Here is a 23,519-nt window from a genome sequence, read left to right as displayed (position 1 = left end):
CTGATCGGCTGTGGAGTACGGGAAGACGCGGCCGGTCCGCTCCGGGGGTCAGTTCGCCCCGGCAGGGGCACCCCCGGGGACGCGGACGACGGCGAAGAGATTGCGCCGGCGCAGGGCGAACCCGATCGAGAGGTAGAGGCGGATGGCGTTCTCGTTGGTGGCCGCCGCGTGCAGGAACGGAATGTCGCCCCGGTCCCGGATGCCGTCGGCCACATGCCGGACCAGCCGGGTGGCGAGGCCCTCGCCACGGTGCTCGGCGTCCGTGCAGACCGCGCTGATCTCGGTGTGGCCGGGGGGCCGCAGCCGTTCACCGGCCATCGCCACCAGCTTTCCGCCGCGCCGGATCCCCCAGTACGCGCCCAGCTCGATGGTGCGCGGGAGGAACGGCCCCGGCCTGTTCCGCCCCACCAGGTCCAGCATCTCGGGGACGTCGGCCGTGGTCAGCCGGACGGCCTCCGGGTCGGACCGCGTGACCAGCGTGTCCGCGACGAGCTGCACACCCCCCGCCTTCTCCACGGTCTCCCAGTGGTCCGGCACGCTGCTCACCCCGGTCACCGCCGTCTGCGCGCCGGGCCCGAGGAGCGCCGCCAGATCGTCCCAGGCACGCGGGTCCGAGGGGTCGCGCAGCGCCACGAAGGGGGCGACGTCGCTCCGGTAGCGGGCGGCGGAGCCGACGGTCTCCGCGAAACGGCGGTGCGCCCCGGTCAGAGCGGCCCAGGCGGCGTTGTCCAGCACGTGCGGTTCGGGGAGCGTGGGCCGGGCGGAGACGGGGTCGGTCCCGGGGAGGGAGCGCGGTGGCTGGACTTCGGTGGACATGTGAGGCCGTTCTTCCTTCGGTGGGACCGTGCCGCTTTCCGGCACGGCACGGGGGCGGGGCGGGTCCGGGTCAGCGGGCGGCGGCGGGCAAGGGGCGTCCGAGGGCGAAGCGCCGGGCACCCGGCAGGCCCTCGACCAGGTCCGCCGCCAGCTCGCCGATGGCGGGGGCGAACTTGAACCCGTGACCGGAGAAGCCGGCGAGCACCGTCACCGGGCCGCTCCGGTCGACCACGAAGTCGTGGTCGGGGGTGGACGTGTAGAGACAGGTGACCGGCTCGGGCGCGGCCGGGGCCAGACCGGGCAGCCAGGTACGCGCGTAGGCCTCCAGCCGCTCGACCGCCACCGGATCCGGGGTGCGGTCCCGGCGGTCGGGGTCGACGACCGGCCCGACCGCGTGGAACCCGACCTTGACGCCGTCCGCGCTGCCGAGCCCGTACACACCGCCCGGTTCGTCGATCCCGGCGCCGGGGTGGTGCACGAACGCCGGCCACTCCAGCGCACCGTCCACCGCGAAGTGCAGCGGCTGCTCCTGGGTGACCCGCAGCGGCGGCAGCCCGTCCACCAGGCCGGGCAGCACCGACGGCGACCAGCCGCCGACCGCGACCACGGCCGCGTCCGCGACGACCGGCCCGCCCTCGCCGGTCTCGACGGCGACGCCGCTCCCCGTCGGGCGCAGGCCGCGCACCCGCACCCCGTGCCGCACGTCCGCGCCGAGGCCCGACGCCGCCGCGAGCAGCGCCGCCACGGCGGCGTCGGCGTGCAGCCGGCCGCCCTCCGCGTGATGCAGCACGGTCGTGTCGGCGCGCAGTCCGGGCCAGCGCCCGGCCGCCTGGGCCGGGCTGAGCACCTGCCCCGGGCGGCCTGCCGCCGCCAGCGTGGCGGCGAGCTCCCCGACGGCCCGGGGCGATCCGTGGTCGACCGCCCCGGTGACCGTCAGCACCGGACGTTCCGCCTCCTCCTCCAGCCGCCGCCAGAGCGGCAGCGCCCGCAGGGCGAGCCCCACGTACCAGGGATCGGCGTACGTCAGCCGGAAGATGCGGGAGCTGCCGTGCGAGCTGCCCCGGTCGTGACCGGGCCCGAACCGCTCCAGCACCGTGACCCGGTGGCCGCGGGCCGCCAGCCGCCAGGCCGCCGAGGCGCCCATGACCCCTCCGCCGACGACCACCACGCTGGGTGCCATGACGGGCTCTCCTCTCTTGCTGTCGTGCGGGCGACCGCACCCCGGCCGGGCCGGGGTGCGGTCCGGTGGATCAGGAGTTGGTGATCGGCAGGCCCGGGGGGTTGACCTCGGCCTTCTGCACGGCCTCGTCCTTGAGGTTCCACGCCTCCAGCCACTTCGCGTACTGGCCGTGCTCGATCAGGTAGTTGATGGCCTCCGCCAGCGGCTTCGCGAGCCCGCTGTCCTTCTTCGCCGTGGCGCAGATGAGCCCCTGGAGCGAAGCCCCGGCACCCGAGTACGTACCGCCGCTGGTGGTGGCCTGCGGCGTGCTCGCGGACCGGGTGATGTGGTAGGCGATGGCCGGGTTCGGGCCGAAGTACCCGTCGATCTTCTTGGCGTTCAGCGCCAGATAGGCGCTGTTGTTGTCCGCGAAGTACTTGACGTCGAGCTTCTTGCCTTCGGCCTTCAGCTTGTCCCGCCACTCCAGCAGGATCTTCTCCTGGTTGGTGCCGGAGCCCACCGCGATGGTCTTGCCCGCCAGGTTCTCGTAGTCGCCGCCGAAGTCCCAGGCCGCTTCCTTGCTCACCTCGAACCCGAGGTTGTCCTGTCGGTAGCAGGCGAACTCGTACTTCTTCTTGCGCTCCTCGGTGTCCGTGATGTTGGAGAAGCCGGCCTCGGTGCGCCCGCTGTCGATCCCCACGAACAGGTTCTCCCAGGTCGCGTTCTTCGGCTCGGGCTTCAGGCCGAAGACGGCGGCGACCAGGCGGCCGAGGTCGGGCTCGGAACCGGTGATCGTCTTCTGGTCGTCGCCGACGTAGCCGAGGGGCGGGGATCCGGCGGGGAGCATGCCCAGGCCGATGGTGAACTTCCCGTCCTCGGTGACGGACTTGGGCAGCTGGGCGCGGATCGAGGCGACCTCGGGGACGTCCAGCGTGATCTCCTTGGCGGCCCCGTTCGAGGCGGCGCCGATGACGACCGATCCCTTGGCGGCGGCCGAAGTGCCGGCGGAGTCCTCGGTGTCGCTGTCACCGCAGGCGCTGAGCCCGGCGGCGAGGGCCAGGACGGTGCCGGCGGTGGCGAGGGTGGACAGACGGGATCTGCGGCGGGACATGTCGGTTCCTTGTGGGTGATGGAGCTCAGGTGAGAGGACGTGTGGGGGAGGAGAGCCAGGCCGAACAGGCCGGCTCAGACGTATGGCTGACCAGTTATCAGGTGCGGGTGCGGTGAGTCAGAGGACCTTGCCGAGGAACTCCCTGGTACGGGCCTCGCGCGGGTTGTCCAGCACGTCGGCGGGCCTCCCCTGTTCGACGATCACGCCCTGGTCCAGGAAGACGACCTGGTCCGCGACCTCCCGGGCGAAACCGATCTCATGGGTCACCACGATCAGCGTCGTGCCACCGGTGGCCAGCTCCTTGATGACGGAGAGGACTTCGCCGACCAGTTCCGGGTCGAGCGCCGAGGTCGGCTCGTCGAAGAGGATCACTCCGGGTTCCAGGGCGAGCGCGCGGGCGATGGCGACCCGCTGCTGCTGGCCCCCGGACAACTGGCGCGGGTAGCTGTCCGCCTTGTCCGCCAGCCCCACCCGGTCGAGCAGGGTACGGGCCAGCTCGCGGGCGCCGTCGCGGTCCGCGAGACCGATGGCGGTGGGCGCGGCGGCCACGTTCTCCAGCACCGTGAGGTTCGGGAACAGGTTGAAGTTCTGGAAGACGAAACCGATGCGGCTGCGCTGCGCCCGGATGGTGCGCTCGGGCAGTTCCTTCAGCCGGCCGCGGTGGTGCCGCACGCCGATCGGCTCGCCGCCGACCGTCACGTGGCCGATGTCCAGCTTCTCCAGGTGGTTCACCGTACGCAGCAGCGTCGACTTGCCGGACCCGGACGGCCCGAGGATCACCGTCACCGATCCCGGTTCGACCGTCAGGTCGATGCCGCGCAGGACCTGGTGCTCACCGAACCACTTGTGGGCCTGGTGGATCTCCACCGCCACCGGCTCGGCGCGGACGGGGCTCTTCGTGCTCCGAGGGGTGATGACGCTCATGTGCTCGATCCGATCGCGGTCCTGGAACGGGCGGCGCGGACACCGGCCCGGAGCTTCTGCAGCGGGGTCGGGGGTACGGTGCGCAGCGCGCCGCGCGAGTAGTGGCGCTCCACGTAGAACTGGATCACCGAGATGACGCTGGTGAGGATGACGTACCAGAGCGTCGCCACCAGCAGCAGGGGGACGATGTCCCCGGAGTAGGTGGAGCCGAGGCTCTGGACGGTGCCGAACAGATCGAGCAGCGAGACGTAGAAGACCAGCGAGGTGCCCTTGACCAGACCGATGAGCTGGTTGACGTAGGAGGGCACGATCACCCGGAGCGCCTGCGGGAAGACGATGCGGCGGAACTGGTACCCGCGGGGCAGTCCGAGCGCCGAAGCCGCCTCGTGCTGGCCCTGGTCCACCGAGAGCACACCGGACCTGACCACCTCGGCCGCGTACGCCGCCTCGTTGAGGCTGAGGCCGACCACGGCGACGGTCATGTCGGTGGCGAGCCGGGACTCGTCGAACTCGAAGAAGGCCGGCCCGAACGGAACCCCGAGGCTCAACGTCTGGTACAGCGCACTGAAGTTGTAGAGGAAGAGCAGGACGACGATCAGGGGTACCGAGCGCAGCAGCCAGATGTAGACCCAGGAGACCGACCGCAGCACCGGATTGGGCGACAGCCGCCCCAGTGCGAGGACCACCCCGCCGATCAGGCCGAACACCGCGCTGAGGGCGGCGACTTCGAGCGTGATCAGCAGACCGTCGAGCACCACCGGGCGGAAGAACCAGTACGAGAACCGGCTCCACTGGTAGAACGGGTTGCTCACCAGCCCGTGGACGAACTGGGCCACCAGGACGAGGACCGCCGCGGTGAGCACCCACCGCCACGGGTGGCGCAGCGGCAGCACCCGCTCGGCCGCATGACGCGGATCCTGTGCCGAAGCGGCGCGGGCGGCGGCCTTCGGGACCGGCGGCTCTGCGGGCGGGGCGGAGGGAGAGCCGGCGGTGACCGGATCTTCCGGGGGCGCGGACGTCTCGGGCATGTGGGTGCTCCAGCGGTCAAAGGGTGGCCGGACGGCGCGCGCGGCACGCGGTCGGGCCGGATCGGGAACCCCGGCCCGAGTCCGGGCGGGGGTGCGGGGGAACGCGAGACGGGCGGGGCGGAGGTGGTCCGGCCGGTCAGCAGCCGCAGTGCGGTGCGCAGGCCGGCAGCCCGCTGGTACACGAGTGGCAGGCACCGCGTTCGTGCGACGGCGTACGCGAGGAGGAGAGCGACAGCGTGGCGGAGGGCGCGGCGGAGCGGAGGCGGCGAACGCCTGCCGTCCTCTCCGGTGCGCTCTCCATGCTGGTCATCCTGGTCTCTCCGCCGCAGTGAGCGAGCCGCTGGGACACGCTCGGTGGAACGGGCGGTCCACGGGATCGTGGTCGCCGGACCGCCGGGGAATCACCGGGCCGGTCCGGCGTCAGTTAACCCATCCGAGGGAGAAGGCGTCAATATGATCCTGAGTTGTGTGAACAGGTGTACGGGGTCGGCCCCACCGTGCTGGGGCGGCCCGCTTCCACCGGCTCGACCAGCGGAAACGTCACCGGGGCGGTGGCCGGTGGCGGCGTCCGGACAGGTGCCGGACGCCGCCACGGGCGGCGTTCATTTCGTGACCCTGTAACACGGGCTTCATGTCCGGTCACAGGGCGACCGCGGTGACCGGAGCACCTTCCGTCGCGCGAGGCCGGACCGCGCGGTCAGGTCCACCTCCTGGCCACGGCCCTCTCCACCACCCCCAGCACCGCGTCCGTCGCCTTGCCGAGCAGGGCCAGCAGCACGATCGCCAGCAGCAGGATGTCGGTCCGCCCGGTGTTCTGACTGTCGATCAGGAGGAAGCCCAGCCCCATCGACGAGGCGATGAGCTCGGCCGCGACCAGGAAGAGCCACCCCTGGGCGAGCCCCAGCCGTAGCCCCGAAAGCACCGAAGGCGCCGCCGCGGGGATCAGCACCTGGGCGAGCAGCGCGGGACCCCGGCGGCCGTAGGCATGGCCCAGTTCGCGGAGACCGGGGTCGGCGTGGTCGAGCGCCGAGGCCACCGTCGTGTAGACGGGGAAGAAGGCGCCGACCGCCACCAGGGTGATCTTCGGTGTCTCACCGATGCCGAGCCAGAGCAGCAGCAGCGGGACCCACGCCAGCGACGGCACCGCACGGAGTGCCTGGACGGTCGGGCCCAGCAGCCGGCGCACCGCGGTCGAGAGCCCGACCAAGCCCCCCAGCACGAGCCCGGCCCCGGCCCCGGCGGAGAAGCCCAGCAGGACCCGCTGCACGCTGATCGCCACGTGGTGGAGGAGTTCGCCCCGCTCCCAGAGCACCCGGGCGGCGCGGGCCACCGCCAGCGGCTCGGGCAGCTGGCTCGGCGCGTACGCCCCCGACCGCGCCGCCGTGTTCCAGGCGACGAGGAGCGCGACCGGGACCAGCAGCCCCACGGCCACGCGCCCGGCCGCCCGCCCGGTGGCGGCGAGCCGGTCACCGCCGACGCGCGCCCGCCCGCCGGTGACCGGCACGGCGTCCGAGCCGGTCACCGACCCGGATGCCGGAGCGTCCCGGCCCGTCACCGTCACCGCCTCCGTCTTCTCCGTGGTCCGGGCGGTCGTCTCCGTGGTGTCGGCGCTCATGAGGGGTCCGCCTTCCGCGCGTACTCGGGGAGGAAGAGCGAGTCCAGCGCGCCGTCGACGGCCGTGCGGTCGGGCACCAGGTTCTCCTCCACGAGGACGGGCGCGATCCGGTCGAGCACCGCGCGCTGCTCGTCGCCGGGGACGGGTGAGATGTCGAGCTCGGTGCGCCCGGTCAGCTGCTGTCGGGCGACGGCCTCGCTCACCTTGGACTCCTTCGCGAGCAGGCGCACGGCGTCGTCCGGGTGGGCGACGATCCAGGCACGGGCCTTCTCGTAACCGTCCACGACCGTCTGGACCAGCTCGGGGTGGTTCCGCTCGAAGTCCGCCGAGACGTTGAGGAAGCCGTACGAGTTGAACGCGAGGTTCCGGTAGATCAGCCGGGAGCCGTTCTCGATCTGGCTCTGCGAGAGGTACGGGTCCAGTCCCGCCCACGCGTCCACGTCTCCCCGCTCCAGAGCCGTCCGGCCGTCCGCGTGCTGGAGGTTGACGACCGTGACGTCGTCGGCGCCGAGGCCGGCGGTCTCCAGCGCCTGGAGCAGGAAGAAGTAGGGGTCCGTCCCCTTCGTGACGGCCACCTTCCTGCCCTTCAGCTCGCGCACCGAGCGGATCGGGGAGCCCTTCGCGACGACGAGCGAGGACCATTCGGGCCGGCTGTACACGTCGACCGTGTGCAGTTCGGTCCCGTTGGCACGGGCCAGCAGAGCGGGTGTGCCCGCCGTCGAGCCGAAGTCGATCGCCCCCGCGCGGAGGTTCTCGTTGGCCTTGTTGCTGCCGAGGGACTGGGTCCAGGTGACGGCGGCGCCCTGGCCGGCGAGCGTCGTGCCGAGCCAGCCCTTCTCCCGCAGGACGAGGCTCTCCGGGTTGTAGTACGCCCAGTCCAGCCGGACCGTCACGGAGGCGCCGCCGGGCTCGGTGCCGGCCGCGGCGGAGCCGTCCGCGGACTCGCCCGACACGCAGGCGGTGGCGGTCAGCAGCAGACCGGCGACGAGAGCGGCTCCAGCGGCTCTACGCACGGCTCTTCGCACGGCGGTCCGCGCGGCGGTGGTCACAGTGGTCCTCGCGGAGGTGTCTCTCATGGCCTGTCTCTCAGGGCTGGTGGGGACGGTCGGGGGCGCCGACGCCGAGTCGGCGCAGCAGATCGGCTCTCAGCGGCGCCGACTCCGGATGCCCACGTGGCCGGGGCCGGGCGACGGGTACGTCGATCCGGGCGGCGATCGTGGCGGCGGGGCCGGACCCGAGCAGCACGATCCGGTCCGCGAGGTGCAGTGCCTCGTCCACGTCGTGCGTGACCATCAGCACCGTGGTGCCCGCCGCGCGTTGCATCGTGTCCAGCAGGTCCTGCATACGCATCCGGGTGAGGGCGTCGAGCGCCGCGAAGGGCTCGTCGAGCAGCAACACACCCGGCTCCCGCGCCAGGGCCCGGGCGAGCGCGGCCCGCTGCGCCATACCGCCGGAGACCTGGCCGGGGCGGTGGCCGCCGTACCCGTCCAGGCCCACCTCGGTGAGCCGCCGGGCGACGCTGGCCCGCCCCTCGGTCCGGTCGGTGCCCCTCGGCAGGCCGAAGGCGACGTTCGACGACAGGGTGCGCCAGCGCATCAGGCGCGGGTCCTGGAACACCACCGCCGTGCGCGGATCGCCCGCGACGACGGGCCGCCCGTCGACCAGCACCTGACCCGACGTGGGGACGTCCAGCCCGCCGATCATCCTCAGCAGCGTCGACTTGCCGGACCCGGACGGCCCCAGCACCGCGACCGTCTCGCCCGCTGCGATCTCCAGGTCGATTCCGGCCAGCACGCTCCGGGCACGCCGGCCCTGCCCGAAGTCCCGCCCGACGCCCCGCAGGGAGACGGCCGCGGCACCCGTACCGGACCGTTCCCCGGGCCCGGCCGCCCTCGGCACCGCAGCCTCGTGCCCGGCCATGTCCGGCCCGGCCTTGTTCCGCCCAGCAGCCTCCGGTGCTGCCACCCCCGGCGCGGAGCCCGCCCGGCTCACGACCGCCCCGCGAACGGGACGATGGCCGAGGGGGCGGCGGCGCCGCTCGTGAAGGGGTGCTTCCACAGCCCGCGCCGTGCCAGGACCGGCAGGACGCCCTCGCCGAACCAGTACGCCTCCTCCAGGTGCGGGTATCCCGACAGGACGAACTCCTCGATGCCCAGAGCCTGGTACTCGGCGATGAGGTCCGCGACCTCCTCGTGCGAACCGACCATGGCCGTGCCCGCACCCCCACGCACCAGCCCGATGCCGGCCCACAGGTTCGGATGGATCTCCAGCCCGTCCCGGCCCCCGCCGTGCAGCGCGAGCATCCGGTGCTGCCCCTCCGACTCGCTGCGCGCGAGGCCCTCCTGCACGGACCGGACGGTCGACTCGTCGAAGCCGTCCAGCAGCCGTCCGGCCTCGGCCCACGCCTGCTCGGAGGTGTCCCGGGCGATCACGTGCAGCCGGATGCCGAAACGTACGGTCCGCCCCTCCTCGGCGGCGAGCTTCCTGATCCAGGCGACCTTCTCTGCGACGGCCGCGGGAGGCTCGCCCCAGGTGAGGTAGACGTCGCTGTGCCGGGCCGCGACCACACCGGCCGCGGGGGACGAACCACCGAAGTAGATCTCGGGGACGGGGTCGGGCACCCTCGCCAGCTTGGCATCCTCGACCCGCAGGTGCTCGCCCGCGTGGTCGACGGTCCCGCCCTTCCACAACTCCCGCACGATGTGCAGGAACTCGCCGGTGCGCGCGTACCGCCCGTCCTTGTCGAGGAAGTCGCCGTAGGCGCGCTGCTCGTGGCTCTCGCCACCGGTGACGATGTTCAGCAACAGCCGGTTGCCGGTGAGCCGCTGATAGGTGGACGCCATCTGCGCCGCGAGGGTCGGTGATACCGATCCGGGCCGGAACGCCACCAGGAACTTCAGGCGCTCGGTGTGCTGGCTGATCAATGCCGTGGTGAGCCAGGCGTCTTCGCACCAGGCACCCGTCGGGGTGAGCGCGCCGACGAAGCCCAGCTGCTCGGCCGCGAGCGCGATCTGCGTGAGGTACGGGACGCTCGGGGGGCGGTCGCCGCCCGCCGCCGTGACGGGCGTGCCGTGGCCGCCTCCCACGACGTGCCGGCTGTCGCCGTTGGTGGGAAGGAACCAGTGGAACGTGAGGGACATGGGAGGGAACCCTTTCGGTGCGGGGAGCCGGATGCGGCGGAGTGGTGACGCGGAGGAACAGTGGCGAGGCCGAGGAACGGGGACACGGCGGAACGGGAAACCCGCGAACGGGGGACAGGCGCCGGTCAGAGGAGCCCGTGGCGGGGCGGGCGGGTGCCGTTGAGCGTCCAACGGCCCAGGTGCTGCACCTTCCAGCGCGTCGGGTCGTGCAGCGTGTGAGTCCGGGCGTCACGCCAATGCCGGTGCAGATTCAGTGAGTCGAGCGCCGCTCGGGTGCCCGCCACCTCGAAGAGCGCCGAGCCGGTCTCGACCGCCGCCTCCGCGGCGACCACCTTCGCCGCCGCGACCGCCAGGGAGGCCTCGGCTGCGGAGTCGTCGGTGAGATCGGCCTCCGCCCGGTCGACCGCGCGCGCCGCCTCGGCCAGCAGCGCGTCGGACGACCGTACGCGCAGGGACAGTTCACCGAACCGCTGGATGAGGAGGGGGTCCTCCGAGGCCTTCTCCACCCCGCTCTCGAACCACGGACGGCTCTTGGTACGGACGAAGGCGGCGGCCTCCTCCAGGGCCCCCGCTGCGATGCCCGCGTCGATGGCGGCGTGCAGCAACTGGGCGACGGCCCCGTGCAACTGCGGTCCCCGGAAGGTGAGATGGTGAGGAACCACCCGGTCGGACGGCACGCGGACGCCGTCGAGCCGGACCGTCCCGCTCGCAGTCGTGCGCTGCCCCATCCCGTCCCAGTCGTCCACCACGGTGACGCCGCTCGCGGAACGCGGCACGTAGGCCACCCACAACTCCTCGTCGTCCCCCCTGGCGAGCACGGGTATCCAGTCGGCGTAGAGAGCCCCGGTCGAGTAGTGCTTCTCCCCGGTCAGCAGAAAGCCGCCGTCCTCGGCGGACGTGAGCCGGGTCCGGATGTCCTGGACGTGCTTCGTACCCGCTTCGGACTGGGCGTTGCCGAAACGGCGGCCCGCCAGCACCTCGCCGAAGAAGAACCGGCGCTGTTCCTCGCTGCCCCGGACGCGCAGCACGTTGACGTAGACGAAGTGGCTCTGCGGGATCTGCGCGAGGCTGGCGTCGGCCGAGGCGAGGGTCCGCACGATCCGGGCCAGAGTGGTGTGGCGCACCCCCGCACCGCCGTACGCCCCGGGCACCGTGACGCCGAGGAGACCGGAGGCGGAGAGACGGCCGAGTTCGGCGTGCGGCAGACGGCGCTCCGCGTCCCGCCCGGCGGCGCCGGTGCGGAACTCCGCGGCCAGCTCGGACGCGAGGGCGAGCGCCTCCGCGTCGTCGCGGACCACGTGGGCGGCGGACGGGCCCTCGTCGGAGAGGGCGGGTGGGGCGGCGGAAACGGTCATCGGTACTCCGGAAGTCGGGCGCGGACGCACGGTCGGCGGCGCGGGAGCGAGGGGCGCGGGCAGCGAGGGCGAGGGCAGCAGGAGCGAGGGCGGGAAGGGCGCGGGCAGCCGGTGCGCGCGGGTGGGGGGCCTTCGATCCCGTGCGCCGTCACCCGGCGGCGTACAAGGAGGGGCGCTGGGCGGCCGGGGAGAGCGCGGCGGAGAACTGGTCGACGACGCCGTACAGCGGCGCGGCGGCCGAGGCGGCCACCGTGACCTGGCCGTCCGGAGAGACCGCGATCTCCTTGTCGAGGACGAACCATCCCTGGGTGATGTGGCCGGCGCCCATGGAGTTGAGTACCGGGCGCAGGGCGTAGTCCACCGCGAGGACGTGCGCGACCGACCCGCCGGTGGCCAGTGGCAGCACGGTCTTCCCGGCCAGCGCGTACTGAGGGAGCAGGTCCAGCAGCGCCTTGAGGACCCCCGAGTAGGCGGCCTTGTAGACGGGCGTGCCGATGACCAGTCCGTCCGCCCGGCTGATCAGGGCCGCCACGCGGGCGATGGCCGGATGGCCCGGATCGGCCCCCAACAGGGCCTCGGCGGGGAGATCGCGGACATCGAGCGGAACGACCTCGTGCCGGTCCGCCTCCAGACGGGCGTCGAGATGGCGCAGCAGCCGGGAGGTGCGGGAGGCGGCGGAAGGACTGCCGGACACGGAAAGGACGACGGCCATGGGAACTCCAGAGGTCGGCACCGGCCGCGGGAAGCGGCCGGGCGGCGAAGCAGACAGAGGGGCGGGGGTGCCGGGATCAAGGAGGCACGCAGCGCAGGCAGGGTGACGTGCCGTCATGTGAGGCGGCCCGGGGTGGCGGACGGACCGTGGCAGACGGACCGTGGTGGGCGAGGTTCCCGTGCCGCGGCGATCGGGAAACCTGTGCACCTACGGCATGTCCACGGCGAGGGAGGGGAGGCGTCGCGGTACACCCGGCGGCCGGAAGGCCCCCACCGGCGAAACCGTCACCGGACGCCGCGGGCGCCGTGGGCGGCCGGGGCGGGCGTGCTCGGCCCGCGCGCACCACCGGTCCGCATCGCCGCGCGAACGGCGCCGTCGGGGCGTACGGGCGGAGTGCGGCCAGGAAGACGGGGTGGGCGGGAGGGCCTCCCGGGACCCGCTACGGCGGAGGGGTCAGCGGCCGTGGCCCGGACGACAGCCGTGGCAGGGGCGACAGACGGCGCTGGAGACACGCGCGAGGTCGACATGGCGCCGCCGCGTGAGGTCCACTCGCTTGTCCATGGTCACCGATCCGCTGAGAAGGGGTGGAGCTGTCCGACCGGCCCGGTCCGCCCGCCGAACGGGAGAATCCGTGCCACCGGGGAACGCGGTCCGCGCGGCCTTCCTGGCCGCCCGCCGTCCGTTCCCGTCAAGGAGCGTACCGGCAGCCGGGCCGCTCGGGGGAGTCGGTATCGGCGAACGGTTGATAGGGTTTCCCTCTCACCTGCCCTTCCGGACGCGGCGGTTGCCGCTCTCCGCCGGGGTGCCCCTCTCGGAGGACGAGCCATGCGCATCGAACAGCTGGAGTGCATCGCGGCGGTGACCAGAACCGGATCTCTGCGCCGTGCCGCCGGTGAACTCCACCTGTCCCAGCCCGCGTTGAGTGAGACGGTACGCAACCTGGAGCGCGAGCTCGGCGTCGACCTGCTGGACCGCCGCCGCTCCGGAGCCCGGATCAGTGAACAGGGCCGAGAGCTTCTGCCGCACATCGTCGACGTACTGGAGTCGGTGGACCGGCTGCGCCGGGCCGCCCACGACCAGCACCACAGCAGCAGAACCGTGCGGGTCGGCACGGTGAACGCGGCGACGGTGCCCCTGCTGATGCCCGCCATGCGCGACTTCCGGTCCACCCATCCGGCCACCCAGGTCGAAGTGATCGGGACCCAGCAGGAGGACATCCACCGAGGGCTGCGCGAAGGGGCGTTCGACCTCGGTCTCGTCAACTACCTTCTGGGGGACGACACTCCGCCGGACATGGAGACCACTGAGCTGCTGCGGGGCCGGCCCGTGGTCTGCATGCGGCCGGACAGCCCGCTCGCCGGCCGGCAGGTGGTGACGCCGGAGGACCTGCTCACCGAACCGCTGATCGGCATGCGCCCCGGCTATGTCATGCACCGCTACACGCACCGGCTGCTGGGGGAAGGGCGCGGGCACTCGTTCAGCTACGCGACGGACGGTGCCGAGCTCGGCAAGCTGATGGTCGCCGAGGGCCTCGGCGTCACCGTCCTGCCCGACTTCAGCGTCTTCGGCGACCCGTTGGAGCGGGCCGGGGTGCTGGTCTCCCGCCCGCTCTCGGACGACACCACGAGGGTCCTGGTCGTCGTCCAGCGCCCCCGCAGCGGCTCCTTCCCGCGCGCGGCCCGCGAGTTGCGGTCCACCCTCGTCGTACGCGCCGCGCAGCAGGCGCTGCTGCGCGCGGGCGGCGAGGAGGGCGGACAGCCGGTGGTGGAGCGGGACGGCCAGTGACAGTGGGAGCACGGCGTCGGTCGCCCTCAGGCACGCAGAGGCAGTAGCACACCACCCCCGGAACCGGACGGCGCGACCGCCGCGACGGAAGCAACCGCAGACGCCGAAGCGGAAGCAGACGCAGACGTCGAAGCCGGAGCGGACGCGGACGCCGGTATCGGTCTCGGCATCACGCGCGCGACGCGCGGGTCGGTGACGGCCCGGCAGCGCGCCCAGCCCCCCGCCTCCGACGCCCGCGCCGGGTGCGGGACATCCGTCGGGTGGCCGACGGGTTCGCCGAGGCCGCGGGTGGCGGTGAACCCCTCGTCGTACACGGTGTCGAGGTACCGTTCGGGGCCGTCGGGGAAGACGGTGACGACGACCGCGTCCGGGTGGGTGCGGGCCGCCCAGGCGGAGACGAGGGCGACGGCCCCGGTGCTCCAGCCACCGCTGACGAAGTTCCCGGAGGCGAGTCGGCGGCAGGCGTGCACGGCTTCGGCCGGGCCGATCCAGTGGACCTCGTCGAACGCCTCGTACGCGACGTTGCGCGGACGGATGCTGCTGCCCAGGCCGCGCATCAGGCGCGGGCGGGCCGGTGGGCCGAAGATCGTCGATCCCGCCGCGTCCACCCCGATGAGCCGCAGGCCCGGCCGGAGCAGGCGGAGCGATCCGGCGACGCCGGCGCTGTGGCCGCCCGTGCCGACACTGCACACGAGGATGTCGATCCTGTCGAGCCGCGCCGCGAGTTCGGCCGCGAGCGAGGCGTAACCGGCCACGTTGTCGGGGTTACCGTACTGGTCGGGCCAGTACGCCCCCGGCGTCCGAGCCAGCAGTTCGCGCAGTCGCTGGAGCCGGGCCGTCTGCCAGCCGCCCTGGTGTGCGGGACGGTCCACGAGCTCCAGCCGGGCTCCGTAGGCGCGCAGCAACTTCCGCATGGATGGTTCGAGTTCGGCGTCCACCACCAGGATCACCGGATGCCCCAGCGCCTGTCCGGCGAAGGCCAGTCCGATCCCGAGCGTGCCGGAGGTCGATTCCACCACGGGAGCCCCGGGCGGCAGTTCGCCGCGCTTTTGTGCGCCCAGCAGCATCGAGACCGCGGGGCGCGCCTTCATTCCCCCGGCGCCGAGCCCTTCGAGCTTCGCCCAGAATCCCGGGTGAGGTCCGGCGAGATCGGTGGTGATACGGGCCAGCGGAGTCCGCCCCACGAGGTCGAGCAGCGCGCGGTTCTCCGCCGGAGCGCGGACGGCGGTGGTCACTGGCTGCCTCCGGCGGGTCCGCCGTAGAGGTACACGGAGCCCGGACCGCCGTCGAGCCAGAAGAACGGATACGGCTCGGCACACACCGCCGTGACGCCCGCCCCGAGCAGCCGGGGCAGGATCGCGCTCCCGGTCTGGGCGAACATCACCAGCGGCTTTTGCTGCCGCGCGGCGCGGATGCGCAGCTCCTCGAACGTGCCGTTGCCCAGGGTCATTCCGGACGCGAGTACGGCGTCGCAGCGGTCCAGGGACTCGACCGCTTCGGTCGTCACGGGCTCGCCCCACTCCGTCGTGCCGCCCTTGAGGTCGCACGGGACGTAGCCGAGTCCGCGCGTGCGCAGCGCCTCCAGAAGGGAGTTGACGACCCCTACCACCAACACCGTGCCTCCCGGTGGAAGTCGCAGCAGACCCACGACGGCCCGTGCCCGCGCCCGCGACCTGAGCAGCGAACTCCCGCCCGGCAGAGGGTGGTCCACCGCCCCGGACCCGGCTCCGTGCGGACGGACGTGCATCAGGTACGCGTCCAGGGCGGCCACCCGAACCGGCGGCAGCCGGTGCCCGAGCAGGCTCCCGGCGTCGGCCCCGGCGCACTCCGCCACGACGTCGCCGGGGAGCGATCCCGGCTCCGCCGCACACGAGCCCACCGCCCCGGCCAGCCGCAGGCTCAGCACCTCGTTGCGGTATCCGGTGTGCCGCCCGTCGTGGCGCACGGCTTGATGGGTGGTGAACGCCGAGGAGATCCGCAGGGTCTCCGGTAGGGGGCCGAACGCCCCGGCGGCGACCCGCTCGACGAGTTCGGGGTACGAGCCCGCGTCGGCCCCGGGGTCCCGCGTGGCCGGCCCGGCCGAACTCGCGCACGTCAGGGGGGTCATGGCGTCTCCTTCGCGGGGCGGGATGTCCGGGCGCGACGACAGAACCCCGCGCTCGGAGGCGGGTACCCGGAGGGACCACGTTATCGACAATCATTTTCATTGTCATGCGCGCCCGTCTGTGGGGACCGTCGCCGTGTCGGGCCGCGCCGCACGCGGTGGCACGGCCTCAGCGGTTCCCCGGGGTTCCGGCGGACGCCCGCGAACGGCCCGGAGGGGCAGCGCGCGGTGCCCGCTGCCCCTCCGTCGTGCCGTGCTCGTGCCGTGCTCCGGCGTCCGCCGGCCGCGCTCAGTCCACGTAGGTGATGTCGGACGAGCTGTAGATGCAGTACGTGCCATCGGCGCCCGAACCGGTCTCGGACGGCTCTCCGCTCGTCGTTCCCTTGTACTTCTTGCAGATGTCGATGTCGCGGTCCTCGTCGTCGTAGATCGTGACGCCCGAGATCCTGGCGGTGTCGCCGTAGTTGGTGTTGATGCCCACCACGGACGTGCCGGGCGCGGTGATCCAGACGTTCGAGATCTCGACGTGGCGGCCGTACTGCGTCGAGCAGTTGCCGCAGGAGCGGTACAGCTTGCCGAAGTCGTCGACCTGGAAGTTCTTGATGACGACCGTACCGGCGCCGTTGTGCTGGAAGACCTTGTCGTCCGCCAGCCGCGCACCGCCGCCGTCGACCGTGGCGACCTGCGAGGAGGAGCTGCCGCGGAAGGTCGCCGCGTCCTCGCCCACGTCCTCCCACCAGACGTTCTTGAGCGTGCAGGCACCGGCGCAGTGGACGCCGTCGGCGGCGGGGGAGCCGAGGATGACGTTCTGCAGGGTGGCACCGGCGGCCAGTTCGAACATCGCCGGCTGGTCCTCGTCCTGGCCGTCGCTGCCCAGGTCGCCGGTTCCGTAGAAGCGCTTCAGGCCGCCGTCGTAGGTGCCGGACACCTGGATGCTGGCCGAGACGGCCTGGCTTCCGGTGGCCGTCGGCCAGGAGGGCTTCGACCCCGAGCTGGGCGGCGTGGTCGTGGGCGGGGTCGTGGTGGGCGGGTCGGTCGGGGTCGTGGTCGACCCGGCCGCGGTGAACGTCCAGCGCTTGCTGGTCACCGAGTCGCAGGAGTTCTGCTGCACCAGGGTGCCCGCGCTGGTGGCGGAGTCCTTGGTGTTGAGGCACTTGCCGCCGTTGCTGTTGACGACCTGGTAGATGCTCCCGCTCACCTGCGTGAGGGTCCACACCTGGGTCGCCGCACCGCTGCACGTCTGCTGCTCGACGGCCTTGCCGGCGCTGGTGGAGGCGTCCTTCACACCGGCGCACTTGCCGCTGTGCGAGGCGATCAGGGTGTAGCCGCTGCCGGAAGCCGTGAGCTTCCAGGTCTGCGCCGCGCTGCCCGCGCAGGTGTTCTGGGTGAGCTGGGTGCCGGCGGAGGTGCTGGCGCCCGGGACTTCCAGACACAGTCCGCTGCCGGCGTTCTTCAGGGTGTACGAGCCGGCTGCGGGTGCGGCCGAGGCCGAGCCGGTGGCGAAGAGGGCGGTGAGCGTCGCCGCTATCAGTGCGGCGACCGCGAGGAACGAGGCGGCTGCCCTGCCGCCCCGCCTTCTGGCATGCTGATTCTCCGTGCGCATTCGAGGGTCCTTTCACCGCCTGCGGCGTCCTCCGCAGGCACCAGGAAGTGTTGGTGCGGTGGTAAAGGCAAGCGCTCGGCCGGGAAAAGCGAGAGGAACGATGTTCGTTCTTCTGAACCGAGTTCTTGTATGCGAACGCCGGTGACGGTACGTCAACCGGAATCGGCGGTCAATGGGTTGCGCGCGAACCGATACGAAGGGGCCCCCGGGCTGTCGGCCCGGCCCGGCGGACGAGCCGGAACCGGACCCGACGGCCCCGTCAGCCGGCCTCGGGACTCCTCGGCCGGCGCCGCCGCACGCCGTTGCCGCTCAGCCTCCGGCTCAGCCGGCGCAGCCGGGGGTGGCGCTCGTGCAGCTCGGCCGACCGGCGGTCGAGCTCCTCGCCGAGCCGCTCCGTACGCTTGTCGATGTCGAGCTCGTCGAGGACCCGGTCCACCTCGGCCAGCAGGGCGCCGTGCAACTGCCACTGCCTGGGGTGCTCCTGCACGTCCTCCAGCAGCAGATCGGCGATCCGGTCGCGCGTCTCCCGGCCCCGCGCCAGCGCCTCGGCGAGGCGGTCCTCGGCCTGCTCGCCGCCCGCCGTGAGCGGGGTGGTGATCAGCCGGGCGAACGCCTCGATGGCCTCGGCCATCCGGTCGAAGAGTTCGGTCAGCCCCTCGCCCACGTCGGCGGGGAACATCGTCTCCTCGGTGCGCTGCTTGGCCAGATCCGTCAGGGTGCGGGTGAGCACGCGCAGCACGACCGCGCAGATCTCCAGCGTGTCCAGACCGGTACGCAGCACGACGCGGTTCAGCAGCCCCTGGCGCACCCGCGGGTTGAGCATGAGGCTCTCCTCGGCCTGCCGCAGCGAGGCGTCCACCTCCACGATGTCGTGGTCGAGGCGGCGGGCCTCGTGCAGCCGGGCGGCGGCCTCCGGTACGGGGATGTGGCCACCGATCTCCTGGCCCATGGCGCGCAGCATCGAGCCCATCCGATTGGCCAGCCCCTCGATGGAGGCGCCCGCCGTCTGCACCCAGACCGGAGGCGCGAAGAGGAGGTTGAAGAGCAGCCCGACCCCCGCGCCGATCAGGGTCTCCAGGATCCGGTCCCAGGCGGTGTCGGCGACCTGGGAGACGCCGAGCACGAGCATCGCGCTGATCGCCACCTCGGGGACGAACTCGTTGACCCGCACGACCCGGCCGATCATCAGGGCGGTGAAGATCGTCAGCCCGAGACTCCACCAGTTCAGGCCCACCAGTGCGCTGAAACCGATCGCGATGAGGACTCCGACGACCACCGAGTTGACCCTGCGGATGCCGGTGGTCAGGGTGGCGTAGAGGGTGACCTGCACGACCAGCAGCGCCGTCAGCGGAGCGGTCAGCGGCGCCGGTTGAGGCAGCGTCGCCTGGGCCACGGAGAACGCGATGACGGCCGCGGCCGTGGAACGCAGGGCCTGCACGGTCGCCGGTTCGGTGGTGCGCCGGACGAGTTCGAGTACGGGTGCGGAAACTCCAGACATTCCTACAAACTGCCCCGAAGATCGCGTTCGCAGCACCCCCGGTTCCAGGTGCCTCCGTACGGACGCAACGCTGCCCGCGCCGCTCGCCACCGGACGCGGGCCGTGCCGCTCGCCACCGGACGCGGGCCGTGCCGTCCCGGTGGCGGGCGGCGCCTCCTACCAGGCCATCGCGCCCAGAGCGGCCTCGATCCGGTCCCGCTCCCAGGCGCCGTCCGCGATCAGCACCCGGTAGCGCCGCTCCAGGGTCCGGCCGGGATCGAGGACCAGCTCCTCGTGGAACGCGAACGACGGGGCCATGCCCGCGTAGGAGTCGTTGCGCACGAACCAGTGCGCCGGATGCGTTCCGCGCGCGCCGGTGTGGTCGTTCTCGGGCGCGTGGGCCATGACGACCGTGGCGTGCCCGTCGAAGCCGTCGTGCTCCCCGGTGTACGCGAGCCAGTCGGACTGCTGCCCCTTCAGCTCCGGGCCCTCGCCGTCGGCGGAGAACACCCGGCCGCCCCGGAAGGCACGGGGGCCCCGCCAGAACAGCCCGGTGTACCCGGCACCCGTACGCCCGTGCGTGGCCGGGCTGCCGAACCGCAGCGGTTCCGCCCGCCGGTTGGTCACCGCGCTGGACCACGTCAGGGCCCAGCTCCCGCCCGCCGGGTCGATGTCGTGCACCTCCACCCGCCGTAGCTCGTCGGCCCAGTGCTCGCCGGTGTACGGACGCCAGGTCAGCCGCTCCGTGAGGGTGACGCCGTCCTCCCGCGCCGAGACCTCGTCGAACCCGGTGTGCGCCATCGAGCCGACCCGTTCGGGCAGTGGCCGGTAACCCTCGCCGTGCACGTAGGAGTTGCCGCCCCAGAGGTTCTGCCCCGACAGGTGCGAGGCGGTCATCGACAGACCCTTGTGCCAGCGGTGGTCGTTCGGGCGGTAGTCGGTGACGGTCCGGCCCGCGAGGGTGCGCAACGGGTGGATGTAGGGTTTCGGCGCCTCCCAGGCGGCCTCGGCACGGTAGACGTACCGCAGCAGCTCCACCCCGGTGGAGGCGACAAGGACGCGGACGTCCTCGCCGTGCCGGTGGACGAGGGCGGGCTTCGCGGTCATGCGGTGATCTCCGTAAGGGGGTTCGTGGGCCGGTGGTGTTCTGGGGGCTGCGGGTGTTCCTGGTACGGGCTCGGGCGCGGCGGGGCGTGCTCATGGCGGGGCTGGCCCAGCCGTGCCGGGACGGCGCACCCACCGGCGCAGTAAGCGCTTTCTATCCGAACTTAGGCGCCCCGCCGGGAGCCGGTCAAGAGAGGTGGCGAAGAGTCCGCCGGAACGGATACGCGGCTCACGGCGGCGCATCGCCGCTGGTGAACGGCGTGACAACGTGTCGCGCGGCCGAAAGCGGTGCCGTGGGTGCGGACGGTTGCCCCGCACCCGGGACGGGCGCGCGACCGGCGGGCGGAGGAGCCCCGCCGCCCGGCACCGGCCCCGAAATCGCCACCCACGACCCGGGGCGGAACGAGCCACCCGGAGGCCGTGTGCTGAACTGTCCGGAATCCGACTGATTCAGGAGCAGTGCTGTGAGCAGTTTCCGTCACCCCGGTGTCGTCTTCACGGACCGCAGGTTCACCGTCCCCCTCGACCACGCCGACCCGGAGGGCGAGCGGATCGAGGTCTTCGGCCGGGAGGCGGTCGCGCCGTCGAAGGCCGGCGAGGAACTGCCCTGGCTGGTCTACCTCGAAGGAGGCCCGGGGTTCGGCGCGCGGCGCTTCGTCGGTACGGAGGCGTGGCTCGGCCGGGCCCTCGAAGACTTCCGCGTCCTCCTCCTCGACCAGCGGGGTACCGGACTCTCGACCCCGGCGAACCGGCAGACCCTGCCGCTGCGCGGCGGCCCTGCCGAACAGGCCGCGTATCTGAGCCATTTCCGGTCCGACAACATCGTGCGGGACTGCGAACTGATCCGCGCACAGCTGACCGGCGGGCGGCCCTGGACGGTTCTCGGCCAGTCCTTCGGCGGGTTCTGCGCCGTCCGCTATCTGTCGGCGGCGCCGGAAGGCCTGACCGCCGTCCTGATCACGGGCGGGCTGCCCTCGCTCGACGCCCACGCGGACGAGGTCTACCGGGCCGCGTACCCGCGCGTCGAGCGGAAGGTCGCCGCCCACTACGCCCGCTACCCGCAGGACGTCGCGCGGGCCCGCGCGATCGCCGCGTACCTCGCGTCGCACCGCGTCGAGTCCGCCGGCCATCTCCTGACGCCCGAGGGATTCCAGTCGCTCGGCATCATGCTCGGCGGCGGTCAGGGAAGCCACCAGCTCCACTACCTGCTGGAGAACGCCTTCGTCCCCACGCCCGACGGCCCCGCGCTCTCCGACACCTTCCAGGAAGCCGTCCGCACGGCGAACTCCTTCGCCGGGCACCCGCTCTACGCCCTGATGCACGAGGCGATCTACGGCCAGGGCGAGCGGCCCACCGGCTGGTCCGCCGAACGCGTCCGCGCCGAGTTCCCGCAGTTCGACGCCGGGACGGCACTCGCCTCGGACGGTCCGCTGCTCTTCACGGGCGAGAGCATCCACCCGTGGCACTTCGAGACGGATCCCGCGCTGCGCCCGCTCCGCGAGACCGCCGAGCTGCTGGCCGCGCGTACCGACTGGCCGGAGCTGTACGACAAGGAACGGCTCGCCGCCAACGAGGTCCCGGTCGCGGCGGCCGTCTACCACGACGACATGTACGTGGACACGGCCCACGCACTCGCCACCGCGGCGGGCATCCGCGGGCTGCGGACCTGGGTGACCAACGAGTTCGAACACGACGGCCTGCGCGCGGGCGGACCGCGCGTGCTGGACCGCCTGCTGGCCATGGTCCGCGACGACGTCTGAGCGGGGCCGGCCCGGGCGGAGACGGGGCGTGCGGGGCGTCCCCGACCGGGTGGCCGCGCGGACGGGCGGGGCTCAGCTCTGGAGGGCTTCCAGCGTCTCGTTCAGCTCGGGGGCGGTCTGCGGGGCGCGGTTGTGCGGCAGCCTGGAGAGCGCCGCCGCCATGACGCAGGTGTTGCTGACCGCGGAGTAGACGAGGCCCGAACCCACACCGGCCGAAAGCCAGCGGGCTGCGGGGAACCGGCGGCCTGCCAGGATCCCCGCCACCACCAGGGAGCCTGCGGCGAAGCGGACCTGGCGCTCCATGGGCCAGACGGCCTTCGCTCCGGCCGGGCGGTCCAGGCCGTGCCCGGCGCCTTCCCACGCGGAGGTGCCGCCGGTCAGGGTCGTGGACGCTATGTCGGCGTCGGCGAGTATCTCGGCCGCGCGCGTGGAGCGGACGCCCGAGGCGCAGACCAGCAGCAGGGAGTTGCGCGCGGCGGCGGACTTCAGCGCCGGAAGGGCCTCGGCCATGCGGTCGAGCGGGACGTTGTACGCACCGGGTACGTGCCCCGAGGCGTACTCGCCGGGACCCCGGACGTCGACGACGGTGAATTCGTCCAGGCGGGACGCGGCCTGGGCGGGGGAGAGGGTTGCCGGGCTGGTCACGAGCAGGGTGTCCTTTCGGTCGGGCAAGCGGAACGGGTTCCTCCTGCCCTGGCGAGGATAAAATACCCCTGGGGGTATTCGGAGGGGTGTGTGTGGAACTCGACATGGCGGCCGACGAGCTGAAGGCCGTACTCAACCGCCTGCGCCGCGCGCAGGGACAGCTGGCTGCGGTCATCCGGATGATCGAGGAGGGCCGCGACTGCGAGGACGTCGTCACGCAGATGGCGGCCGTCTCGCGCGCGCTGGACCGGGCCGGTTTCGCGATCATCGCGACCGGGCTCCAGCGCTGTCTGGCCGAGGGTACGGCGGAACCGGAGGACCGGGAGCGGATGCGGGCCCGACTGGAGAAGCTCTTCCTCTCCCTGGCCTGAGACGGGTCCGGGGCGACGTGAGGCGGGCCCGCTGCGGCGCCAGGGCGGCGCCCTCCGCCGTCCTCGGCCGGGACCCGTCGGAAACGGGTCGCGGTTGACAAACGCCGTTGCCGATTCCGCACACTGGTCGACATGAAGGAACAGGTGTGGCGGGACCCCGGGGTGGACGCGGTGATCTCCGGGGTCGGCCCCCGGCTGCGCCGCCTGCGCAAGGACCGCGAGGTGACCCTCGCCGCCCTCTCGGCGGCCACCGGCATCTCCGTCAGTACCCTCTCCCGGCTGGAGTCCGGCGGTCGCCGACCCAGCCTGGAGCTGCTGCTGCCCATCGCGCGCGCCCACGAGGTCCCGCTCGACGACCTGATCGGCGCGCCGCCCGTGGGCGACCCCCGGATCCGGGCCGAACCGGTCGTCCGCCACGGCCGCACCATGTTCCCGCTCACCGCCCGGCCCGGCGGACTCCAGGCGTACAAACTCGTCCAGCAGGGCGGTACGGGCGAGCGTCCCGACCTGCGCACCCACGAGGGCTACGAATGGCTGTACGTCCTCTCCGGGCGACTGCGCCTGTGCCTCGCCGACCACGACCTGGTGATGGGCCCCGGCGAAGCCGCCGAGTTCGACACCCGGCTGCCGCACTGGTTCGGCCCCGCCGGGGAGGAGACGGTGGAGTTCCTCAGCCTCTTCGGGCCGCAGGGCGAACGGATGCACGTCATCGCCCGGCCCAAGGGCGGCTGACTCCCGCCCGCGCGGCCCGCCCCGGCTGCCCTCGCCCGCTCGTTTCCAGGGTCCGCGGAGTGTTCCCAGGAGGCAAGC

At 72.8% G+C, this 23,519-nt stretch carries 22 protein-coding genes; 4 read left to right on the top strand and 18 right to left on the bottom strand.

The genetic code is table 11. The features are described 5' to 3' along the window. Positions 1-48: 48 nt before the first annotated feature. The 12 genes from ACFWEE_RS05875 to ACFWEE_RS05820 form a co-directional block, all read right to left on the bottom strand. On the bottom strand, positions 49-816 hold the full coding sequence (locus tag ACFWEE_RS05875; RefSeq protein WP_386886713.1) for a GNAT family N-acetyltransferase: 768 nt from the start codon (positions 814-816) through the stop codon (positions 49-51). 70 nt (positions 817-886) lie between these two features. Next, positions 887-1,996: an FAD-dependent oxidoreductase gene (locus ACFWEE_RS05870; protein WP_386886711.1), complete on the bottom strand. Its 1,110-nt coding sequence runs from the start codon at positions 1,994-1,996 to the stop codon at positions 887-889. A gap of 70 nt (positions 1,997-2,066) precedes the next feature. Further along, positions 2,067-3,086, bottom strand: coding sequence for a transporter substrate-binding domain-containing protein (locus ACFWEE_RS05865; RefSeq protein WP_386886709.1), 1,020 nt, complete (start codon positions 3,084-3,086; stop codon positions 2,067-2,069). Positions 3,087-3,203: 117 nt separating this feature from the next. Continuing rightward, positions 3,204-4,010: an amino acid ABC transporter ATP-binding protein gene (locus tag ACFWEE_RS05860; RefSeq protein WP_386886707.1), complete on the bottom strand. Its 807-nt coding sequence runs from the start codon at positions 4,008-4,010 to the stop codon at positions 3,204-3,206. After that, complete coding sequence (locus ACFWEE_RS05855) at positions 4,007-5,038, bottom strand: amino acid ABC transporter permease (protein WP_386886706.1); 1,032 nt, start codon at positions 5,036-5,038, stop codon at positions 4,007-4,009. The genes ACFWEE_RS05860 and ACFWEE_RS05855 overlap by 4 nt, the downstream gene beginning before the upstream one ends. A gap of 697 nt (positions 5,039-5,735) precedes the next feature. Further along, positions 5,736-6,653, bottom strand: coding sequence for an ABC transporter permease (locus tag ACFWEE_RS05850; RefSeq protein WP_386886704.1), 918 nt, complete (start codon positions 6,651-6,653; stop codon positions 5,736-5,738). Further along, a complete protein-coding gene (locus ACFWEE_RS05845; RefSeq protein WP_386886702.1) occupies positions 6,650-7,666 on the bottom strand; it encodes an aliphatic sulfonate ABC transporter substrate-binding protein in 1,017 nt (338 codons plus the stop codon). Before ACFWEE_RS05845 ends, ACFWEE_RS05850 begins: the two co-directional genes overlap by 4 nt. 73 nt (positions 7,667-7,739) lie before the next feature. Next, the gene (locus ACFWEE_RS05840; protein WP_386886700.1) at positions 7,740-8,573 is read right to left on the bottom strand and encodes an ABC transporter ATP-binding protein; all 834 of its coding nucleotides are present in this window, start codon (positions 8,571-8,573) and stop codon (positions 7,740-7,742) included. Positions 8,574-8,641: 68 nt separating this feature from the next. Beyond that, positions 8,642-9,793, bottom strand: a complete 1,152-nt coding sequence (locus ACFWEE_RS05835) for an LLM class flavin-dependent oxidoreductase (protein WP_386886698.1) — start codon at positions 9,791-9,793, stop codon at positions 8,642-8,644. A gap of 125 nt (positions 9,794-9,918) precedes the next feature. Further along, entirely contained in the window at positions 9,919-11,148 is a 1,230-nt protein-coding gene (locus ACFWEE_RS05830) for an SfnB family sulfur acquisition oxidoreductase (RefSeq protein ID WP_386886696.1), read from the bottom strand. 148 nt (positions 11,149-11,296) lie between these two features. Continuing rightward, complete coding sequence (ssuE, locus tag ACFWEE_RS05825; protein ID WP_386886694.1) at positions 11,297-11,860, bottom strand: NADPH-dependent FMN reductase; 564 nt, start codon at positions 11,858-11,860, stop codon at positions 11,297-11,299. A 453-nt stretch (positions 11,861-12,313) separates the two neighbouring features. Continuing rightward, complete coding sequence (locus ACFWEE_RS05820; protein WP_353963496.1) at positions 12,314-12,421, bottom strand: putative leader peptide; 108 nt, start codon at positions 12,419-12,421, stop codon at positions 12,314-12,316. Between the two features lie 264 nt (positions 12,422-12,685). Between ACFWEE_RS05820 and ACFWEE_RS05815 the strand changes: the two genes are divergently transcribed. After that, positions 12,686-13,645 (top strand): LysR family transcriptional regulator, encoded by a 960-nt coding sequence (locus tag ACFWEE_RS05815; protein ID WP_386886691.1) that lies wholly within the window; start codon positions 12,686-12,688, stop codon positions 13,643-13,645. A gap of 26 nt (positions 13,646-13,671) precedes the next feature. Here the strand turns inward: ACFWEE_RS05815 and ACFWEE_RS05810 are convergent, their stop codons facing one another. The 5 genes from ACFWEE_RS05810 to ACFWEE_RS05790 form a co-directional block, all read right to left on the bottom strand. Next, complete coding sequence (locus tag ACFWEE_RS05810) at positions 13,672-14,880, bottom strand: PLP-dependent cysteine synthase family protein (protein ID WP_386886689.1); 1,209 nt, start codon at positions 14,878-14,880, stop codon at positions 13,672-13,674. After that, positions 14,877-15,752 carry a Rossmann-like domain-containing protein gene (locus ACFWEE_RS05805; RefSeq protein WP_386886687.1) on the bottom strand — a complete coding sequence of 292 codons (876 nt, stop codon included), beginning with the start codon at positions 15,750-15,752 and terminating at the stop codon, positions 14,877-14,879. Before ACFWEE_RS05805 ends, ACFWEE_RS05810 begins: the two co-directional genes overlap by 4 nt. 286 nt (positions 15,753-16,038) lie before the next feature. Further along, positions 16,039-17,352, bottom strand: coding sequence for a pectate lyase (locus tag ACFWEE_RS05800; RefSeq protein WP_386886685.1), 1,314 nt, complete (start codon positions 17,350-17,352; stop codon positions 16,039-16,041). Positions 17,353-17,611: 259 nt separating this feature from the next. Continuing rightward, the gene (locus ACFWEE_RS05795; RefSeq protein ID WP_386886683.1) at positions 17,612-18,850 is read right to left on the bottom strand and encodes an aromatic acid exporter family protein; all 1,239 of its coding nucleotides are present in this window, start codon (positions 18,848-18,850) and stop codon (positions 17,612-17,614) included. A gap of 156 nt (positions 18,851-19,006) precedes the next feature. After that, positions 19,007-19,936 carry a PmoA family protein gene (locus tag ACFWEE_RS05790; protein ID WP_386886681.1) on the bottom strand — a complete coding sequence of 310 codons (930 nt, stop codon included), beginning with the start codon at positions 19,934-19,936 and terminating at the stop codon, positions 19,007-19,009. A 461-nt stretch (positions 19,937-20,397) separates the two neighbouring features. On the opposite strand from ACFWEE_RS05790, the gene ACFWEE_RS05785 reads away from it, so the two are divergent. Next, positions 20,398-21,693 (top strand): alpha/beta fold hydrolase, encoded by a 1,296-nt coding sequence (locus ACFWEE_RS05785; protein WP_386886679.1) that lies wholly within the window; start codon positions 20,398-20,400, stop codon positions 21,691-21,693. Between the two features lie 72 nt (positions 21,694-21,765). Here the strand turns inward: ACFWEE_RS05785 and ACFWEE_RS05780 are convergent, their stop codons facing one another. After that, positions 21,766-22,338, bottom strand: a complete 573-nt coding sequence (locus ACFWEE_RS05780) for a rhodanese-like domain-containing protein (RefSeq protein WP_386886785.1) — start codon at positions 22,336-22,338, stop codon at positions 21,766-21,768. A 92-nt stretch (positions 22,339-22,430) separates the two neighbouring features. Here ACFWEE_RS05780 and ACFWEE_RS05775 point away from each other — a divergent pair, with 92 nt between their 5' ends. Together ACFWEE_RS05775 and ACFWEE_RS05770 are read left to right on the top strand one after the other, a co-directional pair. Further along, complete coding sequence (locus ACFWEE_RS05775; RefSeq protein WP_386886678.1) at positions 22,431-22,709, top strand: metal-sensitive transcriptional regulator; 279 nt, start codon at positions 22,431-22,433, stop codon at positions 22,707-22,709. Between the two features lie 132 nt (positions 22,710-22,841). Continuing rightward, a complete protein-coding gene (locus ACFWEE_RS05770; RefSeq protein WP_386886676.1) occupies positions 22,842-23,441 on the top strand; it encodes a helix-turn-helix domain-containing protein in 600 nt (199 codons plus the stop codon). The last annotated feature ends 78 nt before the right edge of the window (positions 23,442-23,519 follow it).

The organism is Streptomyces sp. NPDC060184 (assembly GCF_042728795.1).
GTDB lineage: Bacteria > Actinomycetota > Actinomycetes > Streptomycetales > Streptomycetaceae > Streptomyces.
This window is presented reverse-complemented; position numbering and strand designations above follow the sequence as displayed.

Bases quoted from the DNA above. Each gene is read 5' to 3' on its own strand.
- ACFWEE_RS05795 (WP_386886683.1), bottom strand. From the start codon at position 18,850: ATGTCTGGAGTTTCCGCACCCGTACTCGAACTCGTCCGGCGCACCACC.
- ACFWEE_RS05805 (WP_386886687.1), bottom strand. From the start codon at position 15,752: ATGACCCCCCTGACGTGCGCGAGTTCGGCCGGGCCGGCCACGCGGGAC.
- ACFWEE_RS05830 (WP_386886696.1), bottom strand. From the start codon at position 11,148: ATGACCGTTTCCGCCGCCCCACCCGCCCTCTCCGACGAGGGCCCGTCC.
- ACFWEE_RS05855 (WP_386886706.1), bottom strand. From the start codon at position 5,038: ATGCCCGAGACGTCCGCGCCCCCGGAAGATCCGGTCACCGCCGGCTCT.
- ACFWEE_RS05835 (WP_386886698.1), bottom strand. From the start codon at position 9,793: ATGTCCCTCACGTTCCACTGGTTCCTTCCCACCAACGGCGACAGCCGG.
- ACFWEE_RS05865 (WP_386886709.1), bottom strand. From the start codon at position 3,086: ATGTCCCGCCGCAGATCCCGTCTGTCCACCCTCGCCACCGCCGGCACC.
- ACFWEE_RS05790 (WP_386886681.1), bottom strand. From the start codon at position 19,936: ATGACCGCGAAGCCCGCCCTCGTCCACCGGCACGGCGAGGACGTCCGC.
- ACFWEE_RS05815 (WP_386886691.1), top strand. From the start codon at position 12,686: ATGCGCATCGAACAGCTGGAGTGCATCGCGGCGGTGACCAGAACCGGA.
- ssuE (WP_386886694.1), bottom strand. From the start codon at position 11,860: ATGGCCGTCGTCCTTTCCGTGTCCGGCAGTCCTTCCGCCGCCTCCCGC.
- ACFWEE_RS05870 (WP_386886711.1), bottom strand. From the start codon at position 1,996: ATGGCACCCAGCGTGGTGGTCGTCGGCGGAGGGGTCATGGGCGCCTCG.
- ACFWEE_RS05800 (WP_386886685.1), bottom strand. From the start codon at position 17,352: ATGCGCACGGAGAATCAGCATGCCAGAAGGCGGGGCGGCAGGGCAGCC.
- ACFWEE_RS05770 (WP_386886676.1), top strand. From the start codon at position 22,842: ATGAAGGAACAGGTGTGGCGGGACCCCGGGGTGGACGCGGTGATCTCC.
- ACFWEE_RS05840 (WP_386886700.1), bottom strand. From the start codon at position 8,573: ATGGCCGGGCACGAGGCTGCGGTGCCGAGGGCGGCCGGGCCCGGGGAA.
- ACFWEE_RS05875 (WP_386886713.1), bottom strand. From the start codon at position 816: ATGTCCACCGAAGTCCAGCCACCGCGCTCCCTCCCCGGGACCGACCCC.
- ACFWEE_RS05850 (WP_386886704.1), bottom strand. From the start codon at position 6,653: ATGAGCGCCGACACCACGGAGACGACCGCCCGGACCACGGAGAAGACG.
- ACFWEE_RS05820 (WP_353963496.1), bottom strand. From the start codon at position 12,421: ATGGACAAGCGAGTGGACCTCACGCGGCGGCGCCATGTCGACCTCGCG.
- ACFWEE_RS05860 (WP_386886707.1), bottom strand. From the start codon at position 4,010: ATGAGCGTCATCACCCCTCGGAGCACGAAGAGCCCCGTCCGCGCCGAG.